General features: G+C 53.0%; 20 protein-coding genes. 7 read left to right on the forward strand and 13 right to left on the reverse strand.

Going from position 1 to position 21,461, the window contains the following annotated elements; genetic code table 11:
• Window positions 1-107: 107 nt before the first annotated feature.
• Complete coding sequence (locus AWM70_RS10450; protein WP_068696163.1) at window positions 108-926, forward strand: AraC family transcriptional regulator; 819 nt, start codon at window positions 108-110, stop codon at window positions 924-926.
• Between the two features lie 110 nt (window positions 927-1,036).
• On the opposite strand, the gene AWM70_RS10455 is transcribed toward AWM70_RS10450, so the two are convergent.
• Window positions 1,037-1,723: a TerC family protein gene (locus AWM70_RS10455; RefSeq protein WP_068696166.1), complete on the reverse strand. Its 687-nt coding sequence runs from the start codon at window positions 1,721-1,723 to the stop codon at window positions 1,037-1,039.
• Window positions 1,724-2,169: 446 nt separating this feature from the next.
• Between AWM70_RS10455 and AWM70_RS10460 the strand changes: the two genes are divergently transcribed.
• From AWM70_RS10460 to AWM70_RS10475, 4 genes are all read left to right on the forward strand, one after another.
• Window positions 2,170-2,790, forward strand: coding sequence for a TVP38/TMEM64 family protein (locus AWM70_RS10460; RefSeq protein WP_068700559.1), 621 nt, complete (start codon window positions 2,170-2,172; stop codon window positions 2,788-2,790).
• An 82-nt stretch (window positions 2,791-2,872) separates the two neighbouring features.
• Window positions 2,873-3,841, forward strand: coding sequence for a peptide-methionine (S)-S-oxide reductase MsrA (msrA, locus tag AWM70_RS10465; RefSeq protein WP_068696168.1), 969 nt, complete (start codon window positions 2,873-2,875; stop codon window positions 3,839-3,841).
• A gap of 123 nt (window positions 3,842-3,964) precedes the next feature.
• Window positions 3,965-4,144, forward strand: coding sequence for a DUF2188 domain-containing protein (locus tag AWM70_RS10470; RefSeq protein ID WP_068696170.1), 180 nt, complete (start codon window positions 3,965-3,967; stop codon window positions 4,142-4,144).
• Window positions 4,145-4,470: 326 nt separating this feature from the next.
• Window positions 4,471-5,505: a LacI family DNA-binding transcriptional regulator gene (locus tag AWM70_RS10475; RefSeq protein WP_068696172.1), complete on the forward strand. Its 1,035-nt coding sequence runs from the start codon at window positions 4,471-4,473 to the stop codon at window positions 5,503-5,505.
• A gap of 185 nt (window positions 5,506-5,690) precedes the next feature.
• Here AWM70_RS10475 and AWM70_RS10480 read toward each other — a convergent pair whose 3' ends face one another.
• From AWM70_RS10480 to AWM70_RS10510, 7 genes are all read right to left on the reverse strand, one after another.
• A complete protein-coding gene (locus AWM70_RS10480) occupies window positions 5,691-6,548 on the reverse strand; it encodes an MBL fold metallo-hydrolase (protein ID WP_068696174.1) in 858 nt (285 codons plus the stop codon).
• Between the two features lie 81 nt (window positions 6,549-6,629).
• Window positions 6,630-7,301, reverse strand: coding sequence for a YitT family protein (locus AWM70_RS10485; RefSeq protein WP_068696176.1), 672 nt, complete (start codon window positions 7,299-7,301; stop codon window positions 6,630-6,632).
• A 364-nt stretch (window positions 7,302-7,665) separates the two neighbouring features.
• Window positions 7,666-9,855, reverse strand: coding sequence for an alpha-galactosidase (locus AWM70_RS10490; protein WP_068696178.1), 2,190 nt, complete (start codon window positions 9,853-9,855; stop codon window positions 7,666-7,668).
• A 199-nt stretch (window positions 9,856-10,054) separates the two neighbouring features.
• The gene (locus AWM70_RS10495; RefSeq protein WP_068696180.1) at window positions 10,055-11,011 is read right to left on the reverse strand and encodes an L-lactate dehydrogenase; all 957 of its coding nucleotides are present in this window, start codon (window positions 11,009-11,011) and stop codon (window positions 10,055-10,057) included.
• Window positions 11,012-11,154: 143 nt separating this feature from the next.
• Window positions 11,155-12,288: an alanine dehydrogenase gene (gene ald / locus AWM70_RS10500; protein WP_068700561.1), complete on the reverse strand. Its 1,134-nt coding sequence runs from the start codon at window positions 12,286-12,288 to the stop codon at window positions 11,155-11,157.
• A 285-nt stretch (window positions 12,289-12,573) separates the two neighbouring features.
• Window positions 12,574-13,053 carry a YhjD family protein gene (locus AWM70_RS10505; RefSeq protein WP_068696182.1) on the reverse strand — a complete coding sequence of 160 codons (480 nt, stop codon included), beginning with the start codon at window positions 13,051-13,053 and terminating at the stop codon, window positions 12,574-12,576.
• Complete coding sequence (locus AWM70_RS10510) at window positions 13,050-14,309, reverse strand: DNA polymerase IV (RefSeq protein ID WP_237167880.1); 1,260 nt, start codon at window positions 14,307-14,309, stop codon at window positions 13,050-13,052. The genes AWM70_RS10505 and AWM70_RS10510 overlap by 4 nt, the downstream gene beginning before the upstream one ends.
• Before the next feature lie 260 nt (window positions 14,310-14,569).
• Between AWM70_RS10510 and AWM70_RS23825 the strand changes: the two genes are divergently transcribed.
• Together AWM70_RS23825 and AWM70_RS24120 are read left to right on the forward strand one after the other, a co-directional pair.
• Window positions 14,570-14,689 (forward strand): sporulation protein YjcZ, encoded by a 120-nt coding sequence (locus AWM70_RS23825; protein WP_083180232.1) that lies wholly within the window; start codon window positions 14,570-14,572, stop codon window positions 14,687-14,689.
• A 77-nt stretch (window positions 14,690-14,766) separates the two neighbouring features.
• Window positions 14,767-14,895 (forward strand): hypothetical protein, encoded by a 129-nt coding sequence (locus tag AWM70_RS24120; protein ID WP_257784544.1) that lies wholly within the window; start codon window positions 14,767-14,769, stop codon window positions 14,893-14,895.
• A 239-nt stretch (window positions 14,896-15,134) separates the two neighbouring features.
• On the opposite strand, the gene map is transcribed toward AWM70_RS24120, so the two are convergent.
• The 5 genes from map to AWM70_RS10535 all read right to left on the reverse strand — a co-directional run bounded on the left by map (window position 15,135) and on the right by AWM70_RS10535 (window position 21,312).
• Window positions 15,135-15,881, reverse strand: coding sequence for a type I methionyl aminopeptidase (gene map / locus AWM70_RS10515; RefSeq protein WP_068696184.1), 747 nt, complete (start codon window positions 15,879-15,881; stop codon window positions 15,135-15,137).
• A 222-nt stretch (window positions 15,882-16,103) separates the two neighbouring features.
• Window positions 16,104-16,391, reverse strand: coding sequence for a stage VI sporulation protein F (locus AWM70_RS10520; RefSeq protein ID WP_068696186.1), 288 nt, complete (start codon window positions 16,389-16,391; stop codon window positions 16,104-16,106).
• A 161-nt stretch (window positions 16,392-16,552) separates the two neighbouring features.
• Window positions 16,553-18,598: an ATP-dependent DNA helicase RecG gene (recG, locus tag AWM70_RS10525; protein ID WP_068696188.1), complete on the reverse strand. Its 2,046-nt coding sequence runs from the start codon at window positions 18,596-18,598 to the stop codon at window positions 16,553-16,555.
• A 2-nt stretch (window positions 18,599-18,600) separates the two neighbouring features.
• The gene (locus AWM70_RS10530; RefSeq protein ID WP_068696189.1) at window positions 18,601-19,476 is read right to left on the reverse strand and encodes a DegV family protein; all 876 of its coding nucleotides are present in this window, start codon (window positions 19,474-19,476) and stop codon (window positions 18,601-18,603) included.
• A gap of 33 nt (window positions 19,477-19,509) precedes the next feature.
• Window positions 19,510-21,312 carry a DAK2 domain-containing protein gene (locus tag AWM70_RS10535; RefSeq protein WP_068696191.1) on the reverse strand — a complete coding sequence of 601 codons (1,803 nt, stop codon included), beginning with the start codon at window positions 21,310-21,312 and terminating at the stop codon, window positions 19,510-19,512.
• Between the last annotated feature and the right edge of the window lie 149 nt (window positions 21,313-21,461).

The raw sequence follows: 21,461 nt of genomic DNA on the forward strand, positions 1-21,461 counted from the left end.
GCTTTATAGTAATATGATTCGAATTAAAGTAAAATGAATAATATGATTCAAACATGAACAATCTGGTCATTATTTTATTTTTGAATGAAGCAGGAGGATGCAGCAGCATGGTCGCCGAAGAGCACCTGGTTATTCTGGCGGCGGGTTATTCCGTTCACCGCAAAGCTTATGGCTCCAACGATGCCAACGGCCCGGATCATTATTTAATCCGGCTGCAAACCGAAGGCAAAGCGCGCACGCGTATCGGCAGCGAACTCGTGGATGTTGAAATGGGAGATGTGCTTCTCTTCTCTCCAAGAGAGCCTTATGAATTATATATCGATTCCGCGGCCCAGTCTAAAACCTCTTCCATTTTGAGCGGAGATTACTATATCTTCACTGACGGAAGCTGGATCCGGAATTGGTGGGCAGCCAAAAGCAGGCCCAACAAAATTCGCATGCCGATGACCGACGCTTTTATCAACCTGTTCCGGCAGATATCGCTGGAGCAGCAACGGGTTTCGAGGCTCAAAGATGAGATTGCAGCCCATTACATCAAGATTTTATGTCTGGAAATTGATCGCCAGCTGGAGGAGCAGCCCCGGGACGGGCAGCGCTCTTATCTGGCTTATCAGCTCAAACATTTTGTGGAGGAGAACGCCGCTACCAGCTTCCGTCTGGAAGACGCCGCTGCCCACGTCGGCATCAGCGTGTCCAGGGCGGTGCATCTGTTCAAAGCCACCTTCGGGCAGAGCATCATCCAGTATGCAACCGATATTCGGCTGAACATGGCCCGGGAACGCATTATTTTCAGCCCGCTGTCGCTGGAGCATGTGGCGGAGAGCTCCGGTTTTCCAAGCTACAACTACTTCCACAAAGTATTCCGGTCCAAATTCGGCATGTCTCCCAAGCAGTTTCGTCTGGCCAGCCGGGAGAACACCAAATAACTGAATAACCCCGAGGGACGTCCGCTTCAACAGCAGACTCCCGCAGCACAAAAAGGATGAAGCCGCGCCTAGGCGCTTGCTCCATCCTTTTTTCGCTTCAGAGCCTTGTTTCAGGATAAGGATTTCTCGGAGGTCTGACTTTTACGTTTCGCTTTTGTCATCAGCCCCAGACCAACTACGGCAATAATAACGAGTGCCTCAAACCCATATTTGACAATTCCAAGGGCAAACCAATCGTGAATAAGCGGTTCTTCGACCAGCATTTTCGCTGCGGTCCAGGCCAGCACGGCCGAACCGATCGTAATAACAATCGGGAAACGTTCCGTCAGCTTCAGAATCATCGTGCTGCCCCATACCATAATCGGCACCGAGATAGCAAGTCCGATAATAACCATCGTCATGTCGCCATGTGCCGCCCCCGCGACGGCCAGCACGTTGTCGAGTCCCATCATCGTATCCGCAATAATGATGGTGCGAATGGCCGCCCACATGCGGGTTCCCGCCGTGATATCGTGTTTCTTCTCTTCAACCAGCAGCTTATAGGCAATCCAGATCAATGCCAGGCCGCCTGCCAGCCGCAAGCCCGGAATGTTCAGCAGCTGTACAACAAGCACCGTCATAATTACCCTGACTACTATAGCGCCTACGGTCCCCCACAAAATCACTTTCTTTTGATCAGCCTTCGGGACATTCCGAGCGGCAAGACCGATGACAATCGCGTTGTCCCCTGCCAGCACCAAGTCGATCAGAATGATTGAGAATAAGGCCGTCCAGAATTCCATGCTCATCAAATCCAAGATATATAACCTCCTTTTTGTTCGAATTTTGCCGGATCCGCGCTGCCGGAACGTTATTTCCTTAATTCTCGAAAAAACATTCCGCAAAACAAAGCGCCTTGCCTGACTTCAGGCAAAGGCGCCGTTTTGTCCGGAAAATCGCACAAAAAGAGACCTTTACCCGCAGCATAACAAGCAGGCAAAGGTCTCGCTAACAACAATTCGAATTGTTGCCGATAAAGCCGGGGATACTATCCCGTAATGACGACTTTATTGTCTTAAGCTACTCCCCTTTGGGAACCGAACTATTCATTTGCTTCATTATAGCATCTGGTTCCTGATAAAGTCTATAGCACACTTATTTTTCTAAACAACAAGAATAGGAAGTGCCGGCCTTTACCGGTCTGTTGTTTCTTGAGCGGAGTTTCTATATGATTTGGAGTAGACTCAGGAAGGATCAGATGCAAATGAAGAAATGGCTTGGACCTGTTATTTATGTCTTGCTGATGGCAGCGGCTTTTGCCTGCAGGGATCAGATCAGCCTGCTGCTGAATCATCGGCTGTCACTGATGATGACGTTTCTGCTGGCTACTTTGCTTGCCCTGTTCCCCATTATGCCTTATAAAGTAGTCATTGCGGCTGCAGGGCTTCTCTATGGCCCTTGGACAGGCGCTCTCCTGACGATAGCAGGCTCTACCCTGTCGGGTGTTCTGCTCTACGCCGCCGGAGCAGCCTGGTACCGCCAGGATGCCGAGCGGTGGCTGAACCGGTTCTCGGGGCTGAAGCGTTTTGCTTCGTATGTCGATAAACACCCCTTTGAATCGGTTCTTCTATACCGGCTCCTCCCTGTTGTTCCCCAATGGGCCCTTAATGTGTATGCCGGTTTGGCTTCTATCCCGTTTGGCCTTTATTTGGCAGCTTCCATACTCGGCAAGCTCCCCGGCATTTTGGTTTACGCTTATCTCGGGAGCTCCCTGTTCTCCCGCCCTCTGCTGGCTTTGGAGATCTTAGGCCTATATATTATGTTTGTCCTCGTTGGAGTTTGGGGATATAAAAAAAGAAGCGCCGCCAAACCGGATCATTCGTAATTTTAGTTTTACAGCCAAATCTATTATAATGGTCTTATCTTCTGAATGATTCAAATTTGATGTAAAGGCAGGCGAAGACGCTATGAATCATATACAAGGCAAAACCGAACTGGCTACGTTTGCAGGCGGCTGCTTCTGGTGCATGGTCACTCCTTTTGAAGAACTTCCGGGAATTAAAGGCATAGTATCCGGCTATACCGGCGGTCATACGGAGAACCCAACTTATGAACAGGTATGTGCCGGCGGAACCGGACATTACGAGGCAGTGCAAATCACTTTTGATCCGGACGTATTCCCTTACCGCAAGCTGCTGGAGCTGTTCTGGCAGCAAATTGATCCAACGGATGCCGGAGGCCAGTTCCATGACCGCGGACAGTCCTACCAAACCGCTATCTTCTATCATAATGAAGCCCAGCGGGAAGCGGCTGAAGCCTCCAAGCAGGAGCTTGCCAGCAGCGGTCGGTTCGATAAACCGATCGTGACGGAAATTTTACCGGCCAAACCGTTTTATCCGGCTGAAGACTACCATCAGGATTATCACAAAAAAAATCCGATGCACTATAAACGCTATCGCAAAGGCTCGGGCCGCGAGGACTTCATTGAAACCCACTGGTCCAAACCGGTTATCGATCAGCAGACGCTGAAAAGCAAACTTACGCCGATCCAATACGAAGTCACGCAGAACAGCGCGACGGAACGTCCGTTTACCGGCGAATATTGGGATCATGAAGAGGAAGGCATTTACGTGGATATCGTCTCCGGCGAGCCGCTGTTCAGCTCCACGGACAAATATGACGCCGGCTGCGGCTGGCCTAGCTTTACTCGCCCGCTCCGCGATTACAGCATCAAGGAGAAACTTGATACCAGTCATTTCATGGTCCGGACCGAGGTGCGCAGCCGGGGGGCCAACTCCCATTTGGGCCACGTCTTCGATGACGGGCCAGGTCCGAACGGCCTGCGCTACTGCATCAATTCTGCCGCTCTCCGCTTCGTTCCGAAAGAGGATCTGGAGAAAGAAGGCTACGGCGAATATCTTGCGCTGTTTGAATAAGCCCCGTAAGGGTAATCTAATATACAACCGGAGCGGTCTCGTATGGGCCCGCTTCGGATTTCGTGCAGGAGAGTATAACGTTGACGTTTGTACTCTCCTGTATGCATTCGAGGAGGAATACAGATGCCTTGGAGCAAAAATGATTATCCCCCATCCATGAAAAATCTCGATCCACGTGTCCGCGGCAAAGCGGTGGAGATCGCCAACGCGCTGCTGGAGGACGGCTATGAAGAAGGGCGGGCCATTGCAATCGGCACCGCTAAAGCAGAGGAATGGGATAAAGACCATCCGGAGAAAAAATAACCGCGAGAAGTTTCCCGTCCCAAGCACACCTAGTCCGAATCTTCGGAAGGTGTGCTTTTTTTAGCATGTAACGCCGCGAAATCGTTTTCTTCCTAGTCTGCATTTGGGCCTGTAATAAGTGTCCTTTCTGGCGGGTGCAGACATATGAAATCGATTTCTGATTCCCTTAGAACAAAATGCTATACTTCGGCAGAATTAGAGGTCATTTTTCCTTACGGTACTCCCCCTTTATCTGAAACTCAATGCTTATGGTAATCGATTTCAGTTTGAAATATAATAAGCTTATAAGTCTTATATACAAATTAATTCTAAGATTGAGGTTAATGATGGACACCAAAATTGTCGATGTGGCTGCCAAAGCGGGCGTTTCCCCCGCCACCGTGTCCCGGGTGCTGAACCGCTCAAACGGAGTTACGGAGAGAACAAGGCTAAAGGTAATGAAAGCTATTGAGGAATTAGGTTATCATCCCAACGCCGCAGCCAAACATCTCCGTTCTCAAAGGACAAAAACGATCGGAGTTATTGCCCAGGACATCAACAGCACTTATTTCACCGAAATTATCAAGGGCATTGAAAATATGGCCTATGCACAGGGCTACAGGGTGATCATTTGCGACGCCGAGAACCATAAGGAGAAAGAGCAGGAGTATTTGAACCTGCTGCTGGACCGGACTATTGACGGCCTGATTCTAATCGTTCCGCTCATTACGGACGAAGAAATTATCGAGCTCGCTGATAAAGGCTATTTCGTAGCCGTAGTCGGCCGCCATATTCAGCATGACCGCATCCCTTGCGTTTACACCGATAACGTCAAATTTTCTCGGGAAGTAGTCAAACATCTCGTTCAGCAGGGACATCGGGATATCGTGTTCCTGAACGGACATCCCGACGCCGTTGATAGTTTCGAAAGGCTTGAAGGGTATTTGAAGGCGCTAAGAGACCATCAAATTCCGTTCCGGCCTGAATTTGTAGAGAACGGCCATTTCAGCGAGAACGGCGGTTACGAAGCGCTCAAACGCCTGGTAGAGAAGCAGCTGTCCTTCACTGCGGTCTTCGCTGCCAACGACGAGATGGCGCTTGGCGTTTACCGGGCGTGCGCGGAGCTTGGCATCCGCATCCCGGACCAGCTTGCGGTTATCGGAGTCGATAACAATCGGATCAGCAAATACATTCAGCCGACCTTAAGTACGGTAAATCAGCCTAAATATACGATGGGAGCCATTTTGGTCGAAAAATTCATCGACCAGATGAACGAAAACCAGTTTGAGAACAAACGGGTGTTTGTCGTCGATTCCGAATTGATTGTACGGGAATCCTCCCTCTTTACGGTAGGCAAAAAAAGCGGACCCGGGAATAAATAATTTCCCTGGTCCGCTTTCTTCGTGTCATTTTAGATTGCGGGAAATCTCTGCTGGTTTGGCAAAGAGACAACCGCTGTCCGTCCCAGCGAAGATCCGCATCAGCGCTCATATCGTCCGTTCTCCGCTATTCTCCGCCCAGCGAGCTGTAAGGAGCAGTAAGGAGCGGAGTCCACCGGCTTGACGGATCAGCCCAGAAAAGCCCGCGGCGATACATACACAAACCGCTCGGCGCGCGCCATGATATGAAATTTCTGCTCCGGAAAATGGCGGTACAGATAGTCGGCGAAATATCCCGGATTTTCGGCATTGCCGGCAAACAGATCATAATGAAGCGGAATGACGGTTTCAAATCCGGCCGCGTAAGCGAATTCGGCAGCCTCCCGGTAATCCATGTTGCCGATGATGTCCCGGCTGGTCCGGAAATAATCGCGCCCGTTAATCGGCAGCATTGCCAAATCCACATTATGCTGCCGAACCTTTTCCAGAAGTCCTTTGTAGATCACCGTGTCTCCGGCATGATACAGGATAACGCCATTCAGTTCCATAAGATATCCCACATAACGGTGGAACCCTTGGCTATTCTGCTCCAATTGTTCATGCGCGGCTGGAATGGCCTGGATGCGGATTCCTTCTCGAGGAGAACGCCAGACAGCCGTTTCAGCGTCTGCCAGCTTGTCCTCCTTCACTCCTGCCTCTTCCAGCAGCTGTTCCCGGCACCAGGCCGGCGCTACCATTTGCATGGAAGGGTTATTCCGGACCATCACCGACAGCGTGGCCGGGTCCATATGGTCGATATGCTCGTGCGTAATCAGACACAGATCAGCCCCGGTGATATGCTCCGGACGAATCGGCGCCGGGTAACTCCGCCCTTCAAACTCGGACACAAAAGGATCGACGTAAACCGTCACGCCTCCCCCTTTGATGATGACGCTTTCCTGGCCCAGAAACCAGACCGACAGACAGCCGTACGGCACCTCCGTGTTATTGACCTCCTGAATCAAGACCTCTCCGCTTCTGCTCTTGTTTCTATTCGTTTCGTTCATCCGTTGCGCTCCTTTCAGCCATTATAATAAAAGCTCGTTATGTAAAAAGCGCCCCCCGAAAAAGGAAAGCGCCCCAAGGTCTTAAGCTTGCGCCGGTTTGCCATCCACCCGTTCCACAACATAAGAGATGGTAACTGGTTTGGCCGGTTTGGTTTTCTTCTGGAAACCGACGATCCAGGTGATGATTTTTCCCGCGATCAAGACGGCCAGAACCGTAAACAGCGTTTCCGGCAGCGGCAGGAAAATCAGGGAAACCAGCAGGACCACGGCATCAAGTAAAATAAATACCGTACCGATCTTCATGCCGGTCCATTTGCTAACGCATAAAGCCAATATATCGTCCCCTCCGCAGGCTCCTCCTCCGCGTAGAACAAGACCAGCTCCTATCCCGGTCAGCAATCCGGAAAGGATTGCCACGACGAGCAGGTTATGGTGCAGATTCAGCGTTATCGGCGAATAACGTTCGCATGCTTCGTACGCAGCCGAGAAGGAAACCGAGCCTAGCAGCATATAGCCGATGAAACGGCGTCCTTTCAGATAAAAAGCAAGCACCATCAGGGGGAGGTCCAGCAGAATCGTCATCAGGCCGGGCGGCAGATTAAACAGGTATTTCCCCAGCAGGGCTATCCCGACAAATCCGCCCTCCGCCAAATGATTCTGAAAGTTAATGTGGTAATACGTCAATGCAAGCAAAATCGAACCCGTTAAAATCATTATAATCTGTCTGACATGGTTGGTGTTTTCTGTTCTCATCAGGTATCCCTCTTATCGCAGTTTTGTTGTCCTTTCGGCAACGCCCTGCAAAGAAGGTCCTTCGAGCTTTTGTCCTTCGCATGATTACACGCTTCTTTCGCAGGGAGTTAGCCTATCCGGCATGCCACTACGAAAGGGAGCTAAGTATAAGAGAGATCACAACGTTTCCAAATCGTCCTTTCGGATTTCGTCCTTCGGGAACTCATGGTATCCTGATCCTTTCCTTATTTGATTTGAAGCAAAAGCCGATCAGCCGGTTCTGCCTCCTTTTTTCCTAATATTATTATAACACAGGAAAAATGATGACTAAACAGCTTAACGCCCGTTTATATGGGCGTCCGCTGTTTTAAACCGGTATAGGCCGTTAAATTTCGCGCAGGATAAACAGTAAGCTCTTGAAATCTCCTTCAAGCGGCTTAAAATGCAGGCCCCGATACATCAGCTCGTCCCCGCCGTACACTTTGCCGTCCGCTTCCAGGCGATAAGCCTTGGCCGGATCCAGACCTTTCAGCTTTAGGCGGCGAAGCGGCGCATTCGGGCCGGCCAGCACCTGGAAGTAGGCGGCGAACGCTTCTTTTTTATCCTCGGACACAAACATCCAGGCCGTTTCATTCCCTTCGAACGGACTGAGCAGTCGGTAGAAATCGCCAAACTGGATCAATCCCCGAAGCTGCTTGTATTGCTCGACCTGGAGTTTGACGTTCCGTTTCTCCTCGTCCGTCAGCTTGGTCAGATCCAGCTCGTAGCCGAAGTTGCCGGACATCGCCACATGGCCGCGGGTTTCAAACGACGTGCTGCGGTGCACCTGATGGTTCGGCACGGCGGATACATGCGCGCCCATAGTGCTGGCCGGGTACACGATGCTGGTGCCATATTGGATTTTCAGGCGTTCCACGGCATCCGTATCGTCGCTGGTCCATGTTTGCGGCATGTAATACAGCATGCCCGGATCAAATCTTCCGCCTCCGCCAGAGCAGCTTTCGAACAGAATATGCGGGAATTTCGAGGTGATCCGTTCCAGCACATTGTACAAACCTAGCATGTATCGGTGGGCCGTTTCGCGCTGGCGTTCAGGCGGCAGCAGGGCGGAGCCGATCTCCGTCATGTTGCGGTTCATGTCCCATTTCACGTAAGTAATGGGTGCAGAAGCCAGGACGCTGCTTACAGAGTCAACGATATAATCGCAGACGTCGGCCCGGCTGAGATCAAGAATCAGCTGTTCCCTGGCCAGCGTGCGGCTGCGTCCGTCCACATGCAGGCACCAGTCCGGATGCGCCCTATACAGATCGCTGTCCGGCGACACCATTTCCGGCTCGAACCACAATCCGAACTGCATGCCCATTTCGTTGATGTCTTCGCCCAGCTTCTTTAAGCCGTTCGGCAGCTTGCGGCGGTCTTCCTTCCAATCGCCCAGTGAAGAATCATCGCTGTCGCGACACCCGAACCAGCCGTCGTCGAGCACAAACAGCTCCAGGCCCAATTCTTTGCCGGCAGCGGCGATTTCTTTGATTGTCGATTCGTTGAAGTTGAAATAAGTCGCTTCCCAGTTATTGATCAGAATCGGCCGGCTTTGATCGCGGTGAACACCCCGGCAAAGGCGGGTCCGGTAAAGCCTGTGATAAGTGCGCGACATGCCGCCAAGCCCTTCCGAGGACCGGACCAGCACAAGCTCCGGCGTCTGAAATGTCTCTCCAGGCTCAAGCTGCCAGCTGAAGCCAAAAGGCTGAAGCCCCAGCATGACCCGGGTCGTGGCGTATTGATCCACCTCCGCCTGGGCCATAAAGCTGCCGCTGTACACGAGGCTGAAACCGTAAACCTCGCCGAAATCCTCACCGGCATTCCGCTCAAGCAGCGCGATAAATGGATTCTGCTGATGGCTGCTGGAGCCGCGTTTGCTGTCAATCCGGTGAATGCCCGGCACCAGCGGGCGGGTATGCATATGGCGCTCCCGTGTCCACGTGCCGGACAGCTGCAGCATTTCGTAATCCGCATCGGCGAATTCCACGCTGCCGCTCATCACCCGCTCCAGAACGGCCGGGTTTGTCCCTTTATTTTCAATCCGTACGGAACGTGTAATGGCATCGATATTCCGGAAGGCGGTAAAAGCCAGCACCACCGACAGCCCGCTTGGCTCGTCCTTCAAATAAAGCTCCAGCGTATCGGCTTCCTCTTTGGTTTCCACATAGGTGGCCGGAAGTCCGGTCAACTCGGGTTTGCCCGCCTTGATTGCATGCCCCTCGTAACGGAAGTCACTGATTGCTGATCCGTCCGCAAACCGGATCTCCAGCGCAGGCTCGCGGAAGTCCCCCGTTCCATAGGAAGGATATTCATGCGGCAGCGTATCAAAGGAAAAAGTCCGGTCCTCGCGAATGAAATTCGGGCTGAACGAGCAGCGCTCGATCGTCAGGTAATCCGTATGGAAGCGGGAAACGTCCAGCTTCGGTCCCCAATACAAATGAGCCGGATAACCGGACTGCACAAGCTGGAAGATGTAGCTGGAATCTTTGGACTGCAAATGAAAAATATGATTGCCGGAGTCGTAATGAATGGTCATGGTTTTCCCCTTTTTCGATTCATTTAGTAATAAGGTAGCGTTTTCATTTCGAACTACATTCAGTATATAAGCGGCTTGGCTGAAACACCAGCCTCCTGATGGGCTTCTTTTGCCCTTCTTATCATTACATGCGAAAAAGAAAGGCCGGCCTGACTTCCAGGCACTGCCTTTCTTCCGCTTCTTCCCGCCGGCGGCTTGCTCAAACTGTCTCCGCCAGCTTCATTATATTGTCTTTGATGACCCGGCACGACTGCCGGAACTTTTGCTCCTCGCCAGTCGACAGGTTCAGCTCCAGAATTTCCTGAATGCCGCCTTTGCCAACAATCGCCGGCACGCCGATGCTAAGATCCTGCTGCCCATATTCGCCGTCCAAAATCGCGGAAACGGCAATAATTTTATGCTCGTCATTCAGAATCGAGCGGGTGATGTAAGCTAAAGCATTGCCGATGCCGAACTGCGTATTGCCCTTCCGGGTAAAAATCTCCCATCCGGCATCTTTGGTCCGCTGCTCAATCGTCTCAAGATTAAAGGCTTTAAACCGCTCTTTATGCTGCTCCAGAATGTGCAGAATCGGTTTGCCTCCAATCGTCACATGCGACCAGGCCACAAATTGGGAATCGCCGTGTTCGCCAAGCGCATAGCCCTGCACGCTGCGGGGATCGATGGAGAACACTTCGGACAGCAATGTTTTGAGCCGGGAGGAATCGATCGAGGTCCCCGTTCCAAGCACCCGGCCGCGCGGCAGCCCGGAAATTTCACGTACCAGATAGGTGACGATGTCGACCGGATTGGCAGCGACCACAAACACACCATCAAAGCCGCTGGCCATGATCCGATCGATAATATCCTTCGTGATGGCCTTGGCATCCTCAAGCAAGGCAAGCCGCGACTGCATGCCTTTCGGATTTCGGCCCGCCGTTAAAATAATGACATCCATGTCGGTGCAATCCTCCAACGTTCCTGCATAAACCTTGGTGCGCGTCGAAGTAAACTCCATGCAATGCGACAAATCAAGCGCCTGCGCCACCGCCTTATCATAAGTGCGGTCGATAATCATAATTTCATCGCAGATCGACTGGTTAATCATCGAATAAGCACAGCCGGAGCCGACCATGCCTGCCCCTACGATTGCTACTCTTCTAGTTCCTTTTCTCATCCGTCATCCTCCTGTTGTTGTCCGGTACTCCTCATGTGTCTCTATACAGTATAGTCTTCAGCCTATTGAAATGTCACAAAACCTGCCATCCTGTTCGTGACATTTCCATGAGTATAGGCTAAACGGAGGAACTAAGCGAGGCTTCACCCCTTCATTCGGGCTCCCAGAATTTCCTCAGCCGGCATATAGGCATATCCAAGACTGAGCGCTACAGCTTCATTAGTTACTTGGCCTGCCGACACGTTGACCCCTTTGGCCAAAGCCCGGTTGCTGCGGACGCTGTCCGCCAGACCGAGATTAGCAATTTGAAGCGCATAAGGCATCGTGACATTGGTCAGAGCCAGCGTGGAGGTCCGCGCCACCGCCCCAGGCATATTGGCTACAGCGTAATGAATGACGCCATGTTTCGTATACGTCGGGTTCGCATGGGTTGTTACCCGGTCAATCGTCTCTACTGAACCGCCCTGATCAATCGCCACATCCACGATCACGGAACCTTCGCTCATTTGCTGCACCATATATTCTTTGACCAGCTTTGGCGCACGCGCACCCGGAATCAGCACCGCTCCTATAACCAGATCCGCTTTGGCTACAGCATGCTCAAGGTTATACGGACTCGACATAACCGTCGTTAAACGTCCGCCGAAAATTTCATCCAAATAACGGAGCCGGCTTGCATTAAGGTCAAGCAGCGTCACTTTTGCCCCCATGCCCAGCGCAATTTTGGCTGCATTGGTTCCCACGACGCCGCCGCCTACAATCACCACTTCTGCCGGAGCTACTCCCGGAACGCCGGCCAGCAAAATGCCTTTCCCTCCGTACGGCTTCTCCAGAAACTGAGCTCCGATCTGCACGGCCATCCGCCCGGCCACCTCGCTCATCGGCGTAAGCAGCGGCAGCGAACCATCCTCAAGCTGGACCGTTTCATAGGCTACGGCATGGACCCCGCTTTCTACCAGGGCTCGCGTCAATTCGGGCTCTGGAGCCAGGTGAAGATAAGTGAATAGAATCAAGCCTTCACGGAAGAACCCGTATTCCTCGGGCAGGGGTTCTTTGACCTTCATGATCATCTCGGCGCGCGACCAAACTTCCGCGGCACTCTCTGCTACATGGGCTCCTTTGGCCAGATATTCCTCGTCCGCAAAGCCGCTGCCCTGGCCTGCCGCTCTTTCGATCCAGACCTCATGCCCGGCACGAACCAACGTATCTACGCCTGCCGGCGTAATGGCAATACGATTTTCGTTATTTTTGATCTCCTTTGGAATCCCTACCCGCATATCCAATACTTCCCTTCCTTAAGTGGTATGTAGAAAGCTGCGGCCCTGGCGACCGTTCTTCTCAGACTACTCCTATATATTACATGAGAAGACGTGCAGTTGGAACATATTCGCACATGAAAAATGCAGTGAAGACCCTGAAATACCAAAAAATTCGATTTTCATCCGAAAATAGCGTTATATTTTATATCATAAAACGTCAACTCATGTGTTTATTAAGGAGTAAGAGCTGCCCCTCTTATTTCATTTGCCCCTCCCTTTCGTTTTGCCCTATATTCTGCCGGTTCATCCGCCGGCCGTCAAACGTGCCGCCATTTCTTTCAGGTATCTGGTCAAACGAACGCTGATTTCTGCCCGGACCACATCACGCACCAGACCCAGCCGGTCTTCGTAACCTCTGCATACAAAACGGTGGTAGACCACCATCTCCTCCTGTTCATCACGAAACACCCGAATATTCCGCCGGGCCAGTTCCCGCCGCAAAAGGTACAGATCCTCGCTGATTCTGCTCCTCACGACCTTGCCTGCCATTAAATAAAGAGGTTTCAGCAAATTGGCGCGATGCTCCATGTCATCCAGGCTTTTCTCCACCATGCTCAGCATGTAAGGAAGCAAAATATAATCGCGAATCATAATCATTTCCGCCTCCGTAGGCCGAGAAGCAGGCACTTTTGCCCCGTCGGCGCGGCGCTGCTCGTACTGCTCCTGATGTTCGGTGAGCAGCATTTTGGATTTCCAGCGCTCGTTCCCATCCAATTTACTCATTTGTAATGCCCCCCAATTTGTCCGGCTCTTTCCCTGGCAACCCCAGATTCCAGCAAGGAAGATGCGCTGACAATAGCATCGCTGCCGTATCGGTCTTTAATCAGGTCGGCCGCTTGTTCCAGTCTATAAGCCTTGATCCGGTCATCAAAAAGAGTAAGCTGCACCCCACCAGGATCAGTCAGATCCGTAAGTGAAACATGCAAACGGCTGAGGGACATTCCCCTCCAATACTTGCGGAAAATATGCCGGGCAGCCGCAGCCACCTCATGAGAAAGGGACGTTGCCTCCGGAAGCGTCATCTGACGGCTGAACGATGCTGTACGGCGGCCATCCGTCTCGACTGCTCCTACCGTCACTACTCGCCCGATATACCCCCATCTTCTGCAGCGGCGGCATACCTCCACGACCAGCTCCAGCAGCACAACCTCGATGTCTTCGAGGCTCCGGTACAAGCTGCTGCGCAGCGCTTTGCCATGGCTGACTGATTTCAGCCTGCCCCGTATACCGGCCACTACCGGGCTCGGGTCGATGCCTCTTGCCGTCTGCCAGTAATATTCTGCCTGAATGTCGCTTTGCTTGCCCATTTCCTGGCGCATGCGGCGTTTGAAATCCCCTAGATCCAGCCTGGCGATATCTCCAATCTGATGCAGCCCCATTCGTTTAAAATGCCGGGTCATGCGGGAGGCCGTCATAAACATTTGGTGCACAGGCAGCTGCCAGAGCTCGGTTTCAATATTGGCGGCATCCAGTTTAAATATGCCCTCCGGTTTCTTTTTGGCAAAATTGTCCGTCGCCATCTTGGCCAAAATCTTGCTTGGGCCGATTCCGCACCGGGTCCAGACACCCGTTGAGAGCAGCACACGCGTCTGGATTTGCCGGGCGATCTCTTCCGGTGGACCAAAATAAGGAATGGACCCTGTTACATCCAGGAACTGCTCATCAATCGAATAAGGCTCGACCTGATCCGTAAACGATTCAAAAATTTCCGTAATCAATAGAGAGACGGCGATATAGGTTTGCATCCGCGGACGGATTACCACCAGGTCCGGACATTTGGCAAGCGCCTCCCCTACCCGTTCGGCAGTAGTTATGCCCCGCGATTTGGCGATCGGGCAGGCTGCAAGGATGATGCCGGAGCGACGGGAAGGATCCCCTACCGCTACCGGTTTGTTTTTCAGATCAGGCCTGCCCGCCTTCTCCACCGAGGCATAAAACGACTGCCCGTCTGCCAGCATAATGACACGCTCCGTCTTCACTCTCTCACTCCCCATCACAAAACCGAAAATACGTTCGCATATCATTATATACCGAATGTATGTTCGTTATGCAATGGTTATTTCACCCAGCTTGAGACGGGGACAATCACCTGCCGCTCCCTTGCCAAAATAGCGAGCAGACGCGGCTGCCGGACCATACAGATTTGGGCGTTTCATCTGGGTATATGTCCATAACGAATACGCCTCCCCTTCATACTATGATTCAGAAAGTAACAATTCCTGAAAAGGAGGAAACAACAATGACTTATGGAGCAGGTTGCGGCCCGGTAGGCGGCGGACTCTGGACTTCCACTGGAGCGATCTTGGTTCTGTTCATTCTCCTCGTAATTATCACTCGCAGCTTTGGATTCGTTTACTAAGCTGCTCTTGTTCGGCAAGGCCGGAAAGGTACGATTTAACAAATTAAAATTTAAAATTTGATTAGGAGGAATTTTCCATGGGTGAAGTAGCAGGCGTAGGTTGTGGACCAGTAGGCGGACCAGTAGGCGGTCTTTGGACTTCCACTGGCGTAATTTTGGTTTTGTTCATTCTTCTGGTTATCATTTCCCGCACATTCTTCCTGTAAGGACTGACAGATTAACCGTCTGAAACAGACGGATGTTCTGAGCCGTTTGACAATCTGGTCATGCTCGCTCGCACAAATTGACTGACCCAGCTATCGTCCGTGAAGCCATCCGGCTTTCACGGTATACTTAGCAGCAGCATAGGGCAGAACGCCTCAGAGTCGCACAAGAGCCCGGACAATGTCCGGGCTCTTTCTTTTAATAATAAGCGGCGGCTTGATGCCCCTCTGCTCTCCGTTGACTACTGAGCTGTCAAAATCAGAGGCCCGTCTGCCGTAATCGCTACCGTATGTTCATATTGGGCGGACAAGCGGCCGTCTGCCGTCCGGGCCGTCCATTCGTCCTCGTCGATGGTAATCCGGAACGTGCCCTCATTAATCATCGGCTCAATCGTCAGTACCATTCCTTCCTTTAGCAGCAGCCCTTTGCCTGGCTGGCCGACATGTTCAAAGTTCGGCTCTTCATGGAGCGCACGTCCAATTCCATGGGCCAGCAAATCCCGGACTACAGAGAAGCCGCTGCTTTCCGCATGAACCTGGATGGCATGTCCAATATCGCCCAGACGTTTGCCCGGAAGCGCCTGCTCAATCCCCAGGTACAGACATTCCTTGGTGACCTCCATCAATTTTCGCGCATTCTCGCTGATCTCGCCGACCGCGTAACACCAGGCGGAATCCCCAAACCAGCCATCATATTCAGCTACGATATCCATTTTGACGATATCCCCTTCCTTTAACGGGGTACGATTCGGGAAGCCGTGGGCTATCACATCATTAACCGAAGCGCAGGTTTCAGCGGGAAATCCGTTATAACCTTTCGTAAACTGCTTGCCTCCAAGCTTTGTAATATGGCGGGCTACGAAATCATTGATTTCCAGCGTGGTAATGCCCGGCTCAATCAGCTTCGCAATTTCCCGGTGGCAGTCGGCCACAATAAAATTCGCCATTTTCATTTGTTCAATTTCTTCCGGTTTCTTCAATCGGATCATGGTGTTATCCCCCTTTGTGCTCTCTACCCAAACTACACCTATGGTTCATAAAAAGCAAATTTGGCGCCCGGGATGCCCCCTCGCCTCATCCCGGCACTGAGGAGCAATCGGCACGGACATTTGATCAAAGTCAAACCACAAGGCAGCAAAAACCCGCCGGGGTTCCCGGCGGGCCTGAACGGCTTGGGCTTGAGATCCGATTAGGGCTGAGCCCTCTTAACCTTAGCGGAACATGCCCCACAACTTGATCAGGTGGAACGTATTCTTCGGATCGATTCGCTGTGCAAGCACAAATTGCGTCATCTGCTCTTCCTGCACACTGGTCAAACGTTCGTTAAGTATAACCGAAGCGCTTTTTACAAGCCGGCGGACTTTGGCAGGATCCTGCAGATCCGCTTTATTCACATTCTCCACAAGCTTCTTGATCCGGTCCTTCACCACCGGATTTTTCATCTTCAGCTTTACCCGCTGCACAAGCTGCTGGCTGATCCCAAACTGCTGATAACCCAAGTTCTATGGCACCTCCCGTCAAAACTGTCGTCTTCCCCAGTATATGACGGTGCACTTGTCCCAAGTGCCAGGAAAATTGCCGCCGTACCCTCCGGCTGGTTGATCCGGCTCCTTTGGAGCATCCTTATCGGTCAAAAAAAACGCAGGCTGACCGCAATCCGCTAGTCGATCAGCTCGCCCTGCAAAATCTGCTCCCGCTGCAGGTATTCCCGCAGCGGCAGATAAGCCGGCGACGTCCAGAACGCCGGCTCCCGCACCAGCTCGGCGGCGTCGTCCCTCGCCGCCTCCAGCACCGCGAAATCGCTGACCATGTCCGCGATTCGGAACTCCGGCACACCGCTCTGCTTCGTGCCGAAGAAATCGCCGGGACCGCGCAGCTCCAGGTCCCGCCGGGCCACCTCGAAGCCGTCGTCCGTTTCGGTCATGACGCGCATGCGCTCCTGACCCACCTCCGACTTCGGATCCGCGATGAGCACGCAATAAGACGCGTGCTCTCCCCGCCCGACCCGGCCGCGCAGCTGGTGCAGCTGCGACAGCCCGAACCGGTCGGCGTCCATGACGATCATCAGCGTCGCATTCGGCACGTCTACGCCGACCTCGACGACCGTCGTCGAAACGAGCAGCTGCGTTTCGTTCGCGTAGAACAGACGCATCGCTTCTTCTTTCTCCGCCGGCGTCATCCGCCCGTGCAGCAGCCCTACTTGAAAGTCCGGGAACGCCTGCTGCATCGAAACAAATAAATCAATCGCATTCTGCACATCCAGCTTGTCCGATTCCTCGATCAGCGGACAGATCAGGTAAGCCTGCCGCCCCTGGCTGATCTCACGGTTGATAAAACCAAGCACCCGGTCCATCATGCCGTGCTTGACCCAATAAGTCGAGATCGGCTTGCGGCCTGCCGGACGTTCGGACAAGGTGGAGACGTCCATGTCGCCGAAAGCCGTAATCGCCAGCGTGCGTGGAATCGGCGTTGCCGTCATCGTCAGCACGTCCGGATTATAACCTTTGCGCCGCAGAATGCTGCGCTGGTTGACGCCAAAGCGGTGCTGCTCATCCGTAACCACAAGACCCAGCGCCCTAAAGAACACATCCTCCTGAATCAGCGCATGGGTGCCGACCACAATATCGGTCAGTCCCATCTGCAGCGAAGCGAGCAGGTCTTTTCTTTTGCGCCCTGTAATGCTGCCCGTAAGCAGACCTACCGTAATCCCAAACGGCTCAAACAATTTCGCCAGAGAGCGGGCATGCTGCTCGGCCAAAATTTCCGTCGGGACCATAAGCGCGCCCTGATATCCCGATTTGACGGCCGCATACAGTGCCAAAGCCGCCACCACTGTTTTGCCGGAGCCTACATCGCCCTGCAGCAAGCGGTTCATGCAGTAAGGAGAGCGCATATCCTGCAGGATCTCCAGCTCCACCTTCTTCTGCGCGTCCGTCAGCTCAAAGGGCAGGCTGCGCACGAACTCGCGCATCGTTGCATTATCGACCGTATGCTGTACCCCATCCTGGCGCTGCTGATTCATTGCCCGGTACACCTGCAGCTTCAGTTGAAACAGGAATAACTCCTCGTACACCATCCGCCGCCGCGCCTGCTGGCCTTCCTCGTTATCCACCGGCTGGTGGATGCGCTGAATCGCCCGGCTGCGCGCCATCAGACCATATTGCTGCACAAGCTCCTGCGGCAGAATCTCCGGGATCATCTCGCCGTATTGCATCAGCGCCTGCTTGATCGTCTTGCGCATCCAGGCCTGCGTTATGTTCCCGCCTACCGAATAGACCGGCTGCAGGCTGCCGCTGCGGCTTGCCCCCTGATCCGGAAACTCCGAATCCGAGACGGTCAGCTGCATCCGGCGCATATCCCATTTGCCGGTCAGCGTTACCTCCCGCCCGGGCGTCAGCTGCTCCTTCAGGAAATGGCGGTTAAACCAGGTGGCCGTGAACATCCAGTCGTCCGCCATCATTTTGCAGGTCAACCTGGATTTCTTGCCGTAGCGCTGCAGGACCGGCAGACCAAACACCTTGGCCTGCACGGTCGCTTTCTCGCCGTCCTGCACCTCGCTCAGCGGCCTAAGCCGGTAATCCTCATAACGGAATGGATAATATTCCAGCAAATCGGCTACCGTAAAGATATGAAAGGCGTGAAGCTCCCCTTCTTTGAGAGCACTCACGCCGCTGACTTTTTTTACAGGAATTTCGTTTAACAGCATCTCTAATCCCTCGCTGGCCAGCAAAATACAGCAACCGTCCCGCGCCCAACATGAGCGCCAACGACGGCGCCGATATCTGTTCGAACCACCTCATGCAGCGTAAAATGATTCCGCAGCTCCGCCAAAATTTCTTCGGCTCCCTCCGGGTTGGCCGAATCGGCGAGCGCCGCATGGATATCTTTCACCTCGCCAAAGTCTTTGCGGAACAGCTCCATCATGCGAGCGATCGCTTTCTTCCGCCCCCTGGCTTTGTCCACCGAATAAATAACACCGTCTTCGCCTACCGAAAGAATCGGTTTGATGTTCAGCAGCGTCCCCAGCAGCGCGGTAGCCCGGCCAATCCGGCCGCCTTTCTGCAGATATTCCAGCGTATCGACCATAAAATACAGATGCCGGACCTGCCGCAACCGTTCGACTTCCTTGAGAATCGAAGCCGTGTCCGCCCCTTCTTCCGCCATGCGGGCCGCGGCTGTGACCAGCATGCCGAAGCCGTAGCTTGCGCACCTGGAGTCGACTACATGCACGTCCACCGGATGTCCAAGCTCTTCTTCGAGCATTTCTTTGCCAAGCATAGAAGCCTGATAAGTCCCGCTCATCCCGGAAGAAAGGTGAATGGAAATCACAGCGCTGTCTGGATTGGCTTCCAGCAGCCCCCGGAACACCTCCATATATTGCGAAGGCGAAGTTTGGGACGTGGTCGGCAGCTCCTTCTCACGCTCCAGCCGTTCATAGAATTCGCCTGCCGTCAGATCGATTCCTTCACGATAAGAGTCCTCACCAAACCGGACCACCATCGGAATGACATGAATCCCGTAAGCTTCAACGATAGATTTGGGTACATCGGCTGTGCTGTCTGTCACGATAACGGGTTTCGCCATTTTGATCCCCCTGACTATGCTCCCGGCCCTGTTTTATCCTTCCACCGAGAACAAATAATAATAGATTGGCTGACCGCCTTCATGAGCTTCGACCTCTGCGTCCGGATAATGTTCCTTCAGCCATCCGGTCAGCAGCAGCGTTTCTTCTTCCTTGGCCTCTTCACCGGTCAGAATCGTCACTACCTCGTCGCCGTTCACAAGCATTTTGGCCAGCAGCTCCTGACAGGTGGCCAGCATATTCTCTTCCGTAGCCACAATTTGGGAATCGGCGATGCCGATATAATGCCCGGCGCGGATTTCCAGGCCGTCAAAAGTAGTGTCGCGGACCGCGTAAGTCACCTGTCCGGTTCTGACCTCATGGACCGCCGCTGTCATGCGGCTTTCGTTCACCTGGACGTCGTCTTCCTCCTGGAACGAAAATGCCGCTGCCATGCCCTGCGGAATGCTTTTGCTCGGAATGACCGTAACACTGCGTTCTCCTTCCAGCAGATCACGCGCCTGCTGGGCTGCCAGCACAATATTCGAATTGTTCGGCAGAATGAATACATGCTGAGCCGTAATCGACTGCACCGCGTTCACAAAATCTTCCGTGCTCGGGTTCATTGTTTGTCCGCCGGACAAAACGATGTCTACGCCAAGACTTCTAAAGATCTCTGTGATGCCGTCGCCAGAGGCTACCGCAATAAAGCCGTACGGGGCGAGCTCATCAGCAGGCAGAATGGCCGGGTCTTCCTGCCTTGCCGGTTCGGCCGGCATTTCGGCAAACAGCTCAGGAGCCGGTGCCGCATCCATGCCCGCAGTCAGCAGGTCCCTGTGCTGCTCCCGCATATTCAGAATATGAATCTGCGTAATTTCCCCATACTTCAGCGCAAGATTAAGCACTTCGCCAGGCGCCTTGGAATGAACATGCACCTTGATGATTTCGTCGTCTGCAATAACAATAATCGAATCGCCGTTAACAGCCAAAGCGCTGCGGAAGGCATCCTCCAGGAAAGGGGCCTTCTGCCCTTCTCCAAGCTTGCGGTTGATAAAAAATTCCATGTCGTACAGAAATTCTATATCTTCCGTTTCAAGCTTGGCCTGGGCCGACATCGGCACTTCTGCAAACGGCCGCTGGACAGTCTGCACAGCCGTCTCTTTCACCATCAAGGCACCGGCAGAAGGTTTCGAGCCAGCTTGTCCTTCAGGCACGCCCGTCGTGCCCGATGTTTGCGGCGCCACTCCGTTCAAATAGTCGGCAAACCCTTGATAAATATATACAAGCCCTTGTCCGCCCGAGTCTACGACTCCAACCTGCTTCAGTACGGGCAGCTGCTCCGGCGTTTGAGCCAAGGCTTCCTTCGCTTTAGTCAGCACCCCGTTCATCAGTTCAGTCACGTCGCTCGTACGGCGCGATAAATAAACGGCCTGTTTCGCCGCCTCTTTCGCCACCGTTAAGATCGTCCCCTCAACCGGTTTGACAACGGCTTTATAAGCAGTATCTACCCCGCTCTGCAGCGCCAAGGCGAATTGCACAGCGTTTAATTCTTCATATGACGCTGCATAGCGGCCAAACCCGCGAAACAGCTGGGACAAAATCACTCCCGAGTTGCCGCGGGCCCCCATCAGCAGTCCCTTGGAAAGAACGGCAGCTCTGGTTCCCACACCTCCGGTATCCTGTTTGCGCAGCTCCGTTACCCCGTTTGTCATCGTCAAATTCATGTTGGTTCCGGTATCACCATCCGGTACCGGAAATACGTTTAGTGAATTGACATGCTCGGCATGCCTGTGCAACTGCTCCGCTCCGGCAAGAACCATCGCGCTGAAATCTGTTCCATTTAGAGAACGCTTACTCAATGAGAATTCCCCTTCCTAGCTTGAATACGCTATTGCGCAGTGAAATTAGCGGCTCCTTATTCAGCCGGTTTCCTCTGCGGCTCCTATACTTCATTTTTGTCTATACCAAACCGGTCCGATACCAGAACTTCCTGACTCCCGCTTCTTCT

The sequence above is a fragment of the Paenibacillus yonginensis genome (assembly GCF_001685395.1).
Lineage (GTDB): Bacteria > Bacillota > Bacilli > Paenibacillales > Paenibacillaceae > Fontibacillus > Fontibacillus yonginensis.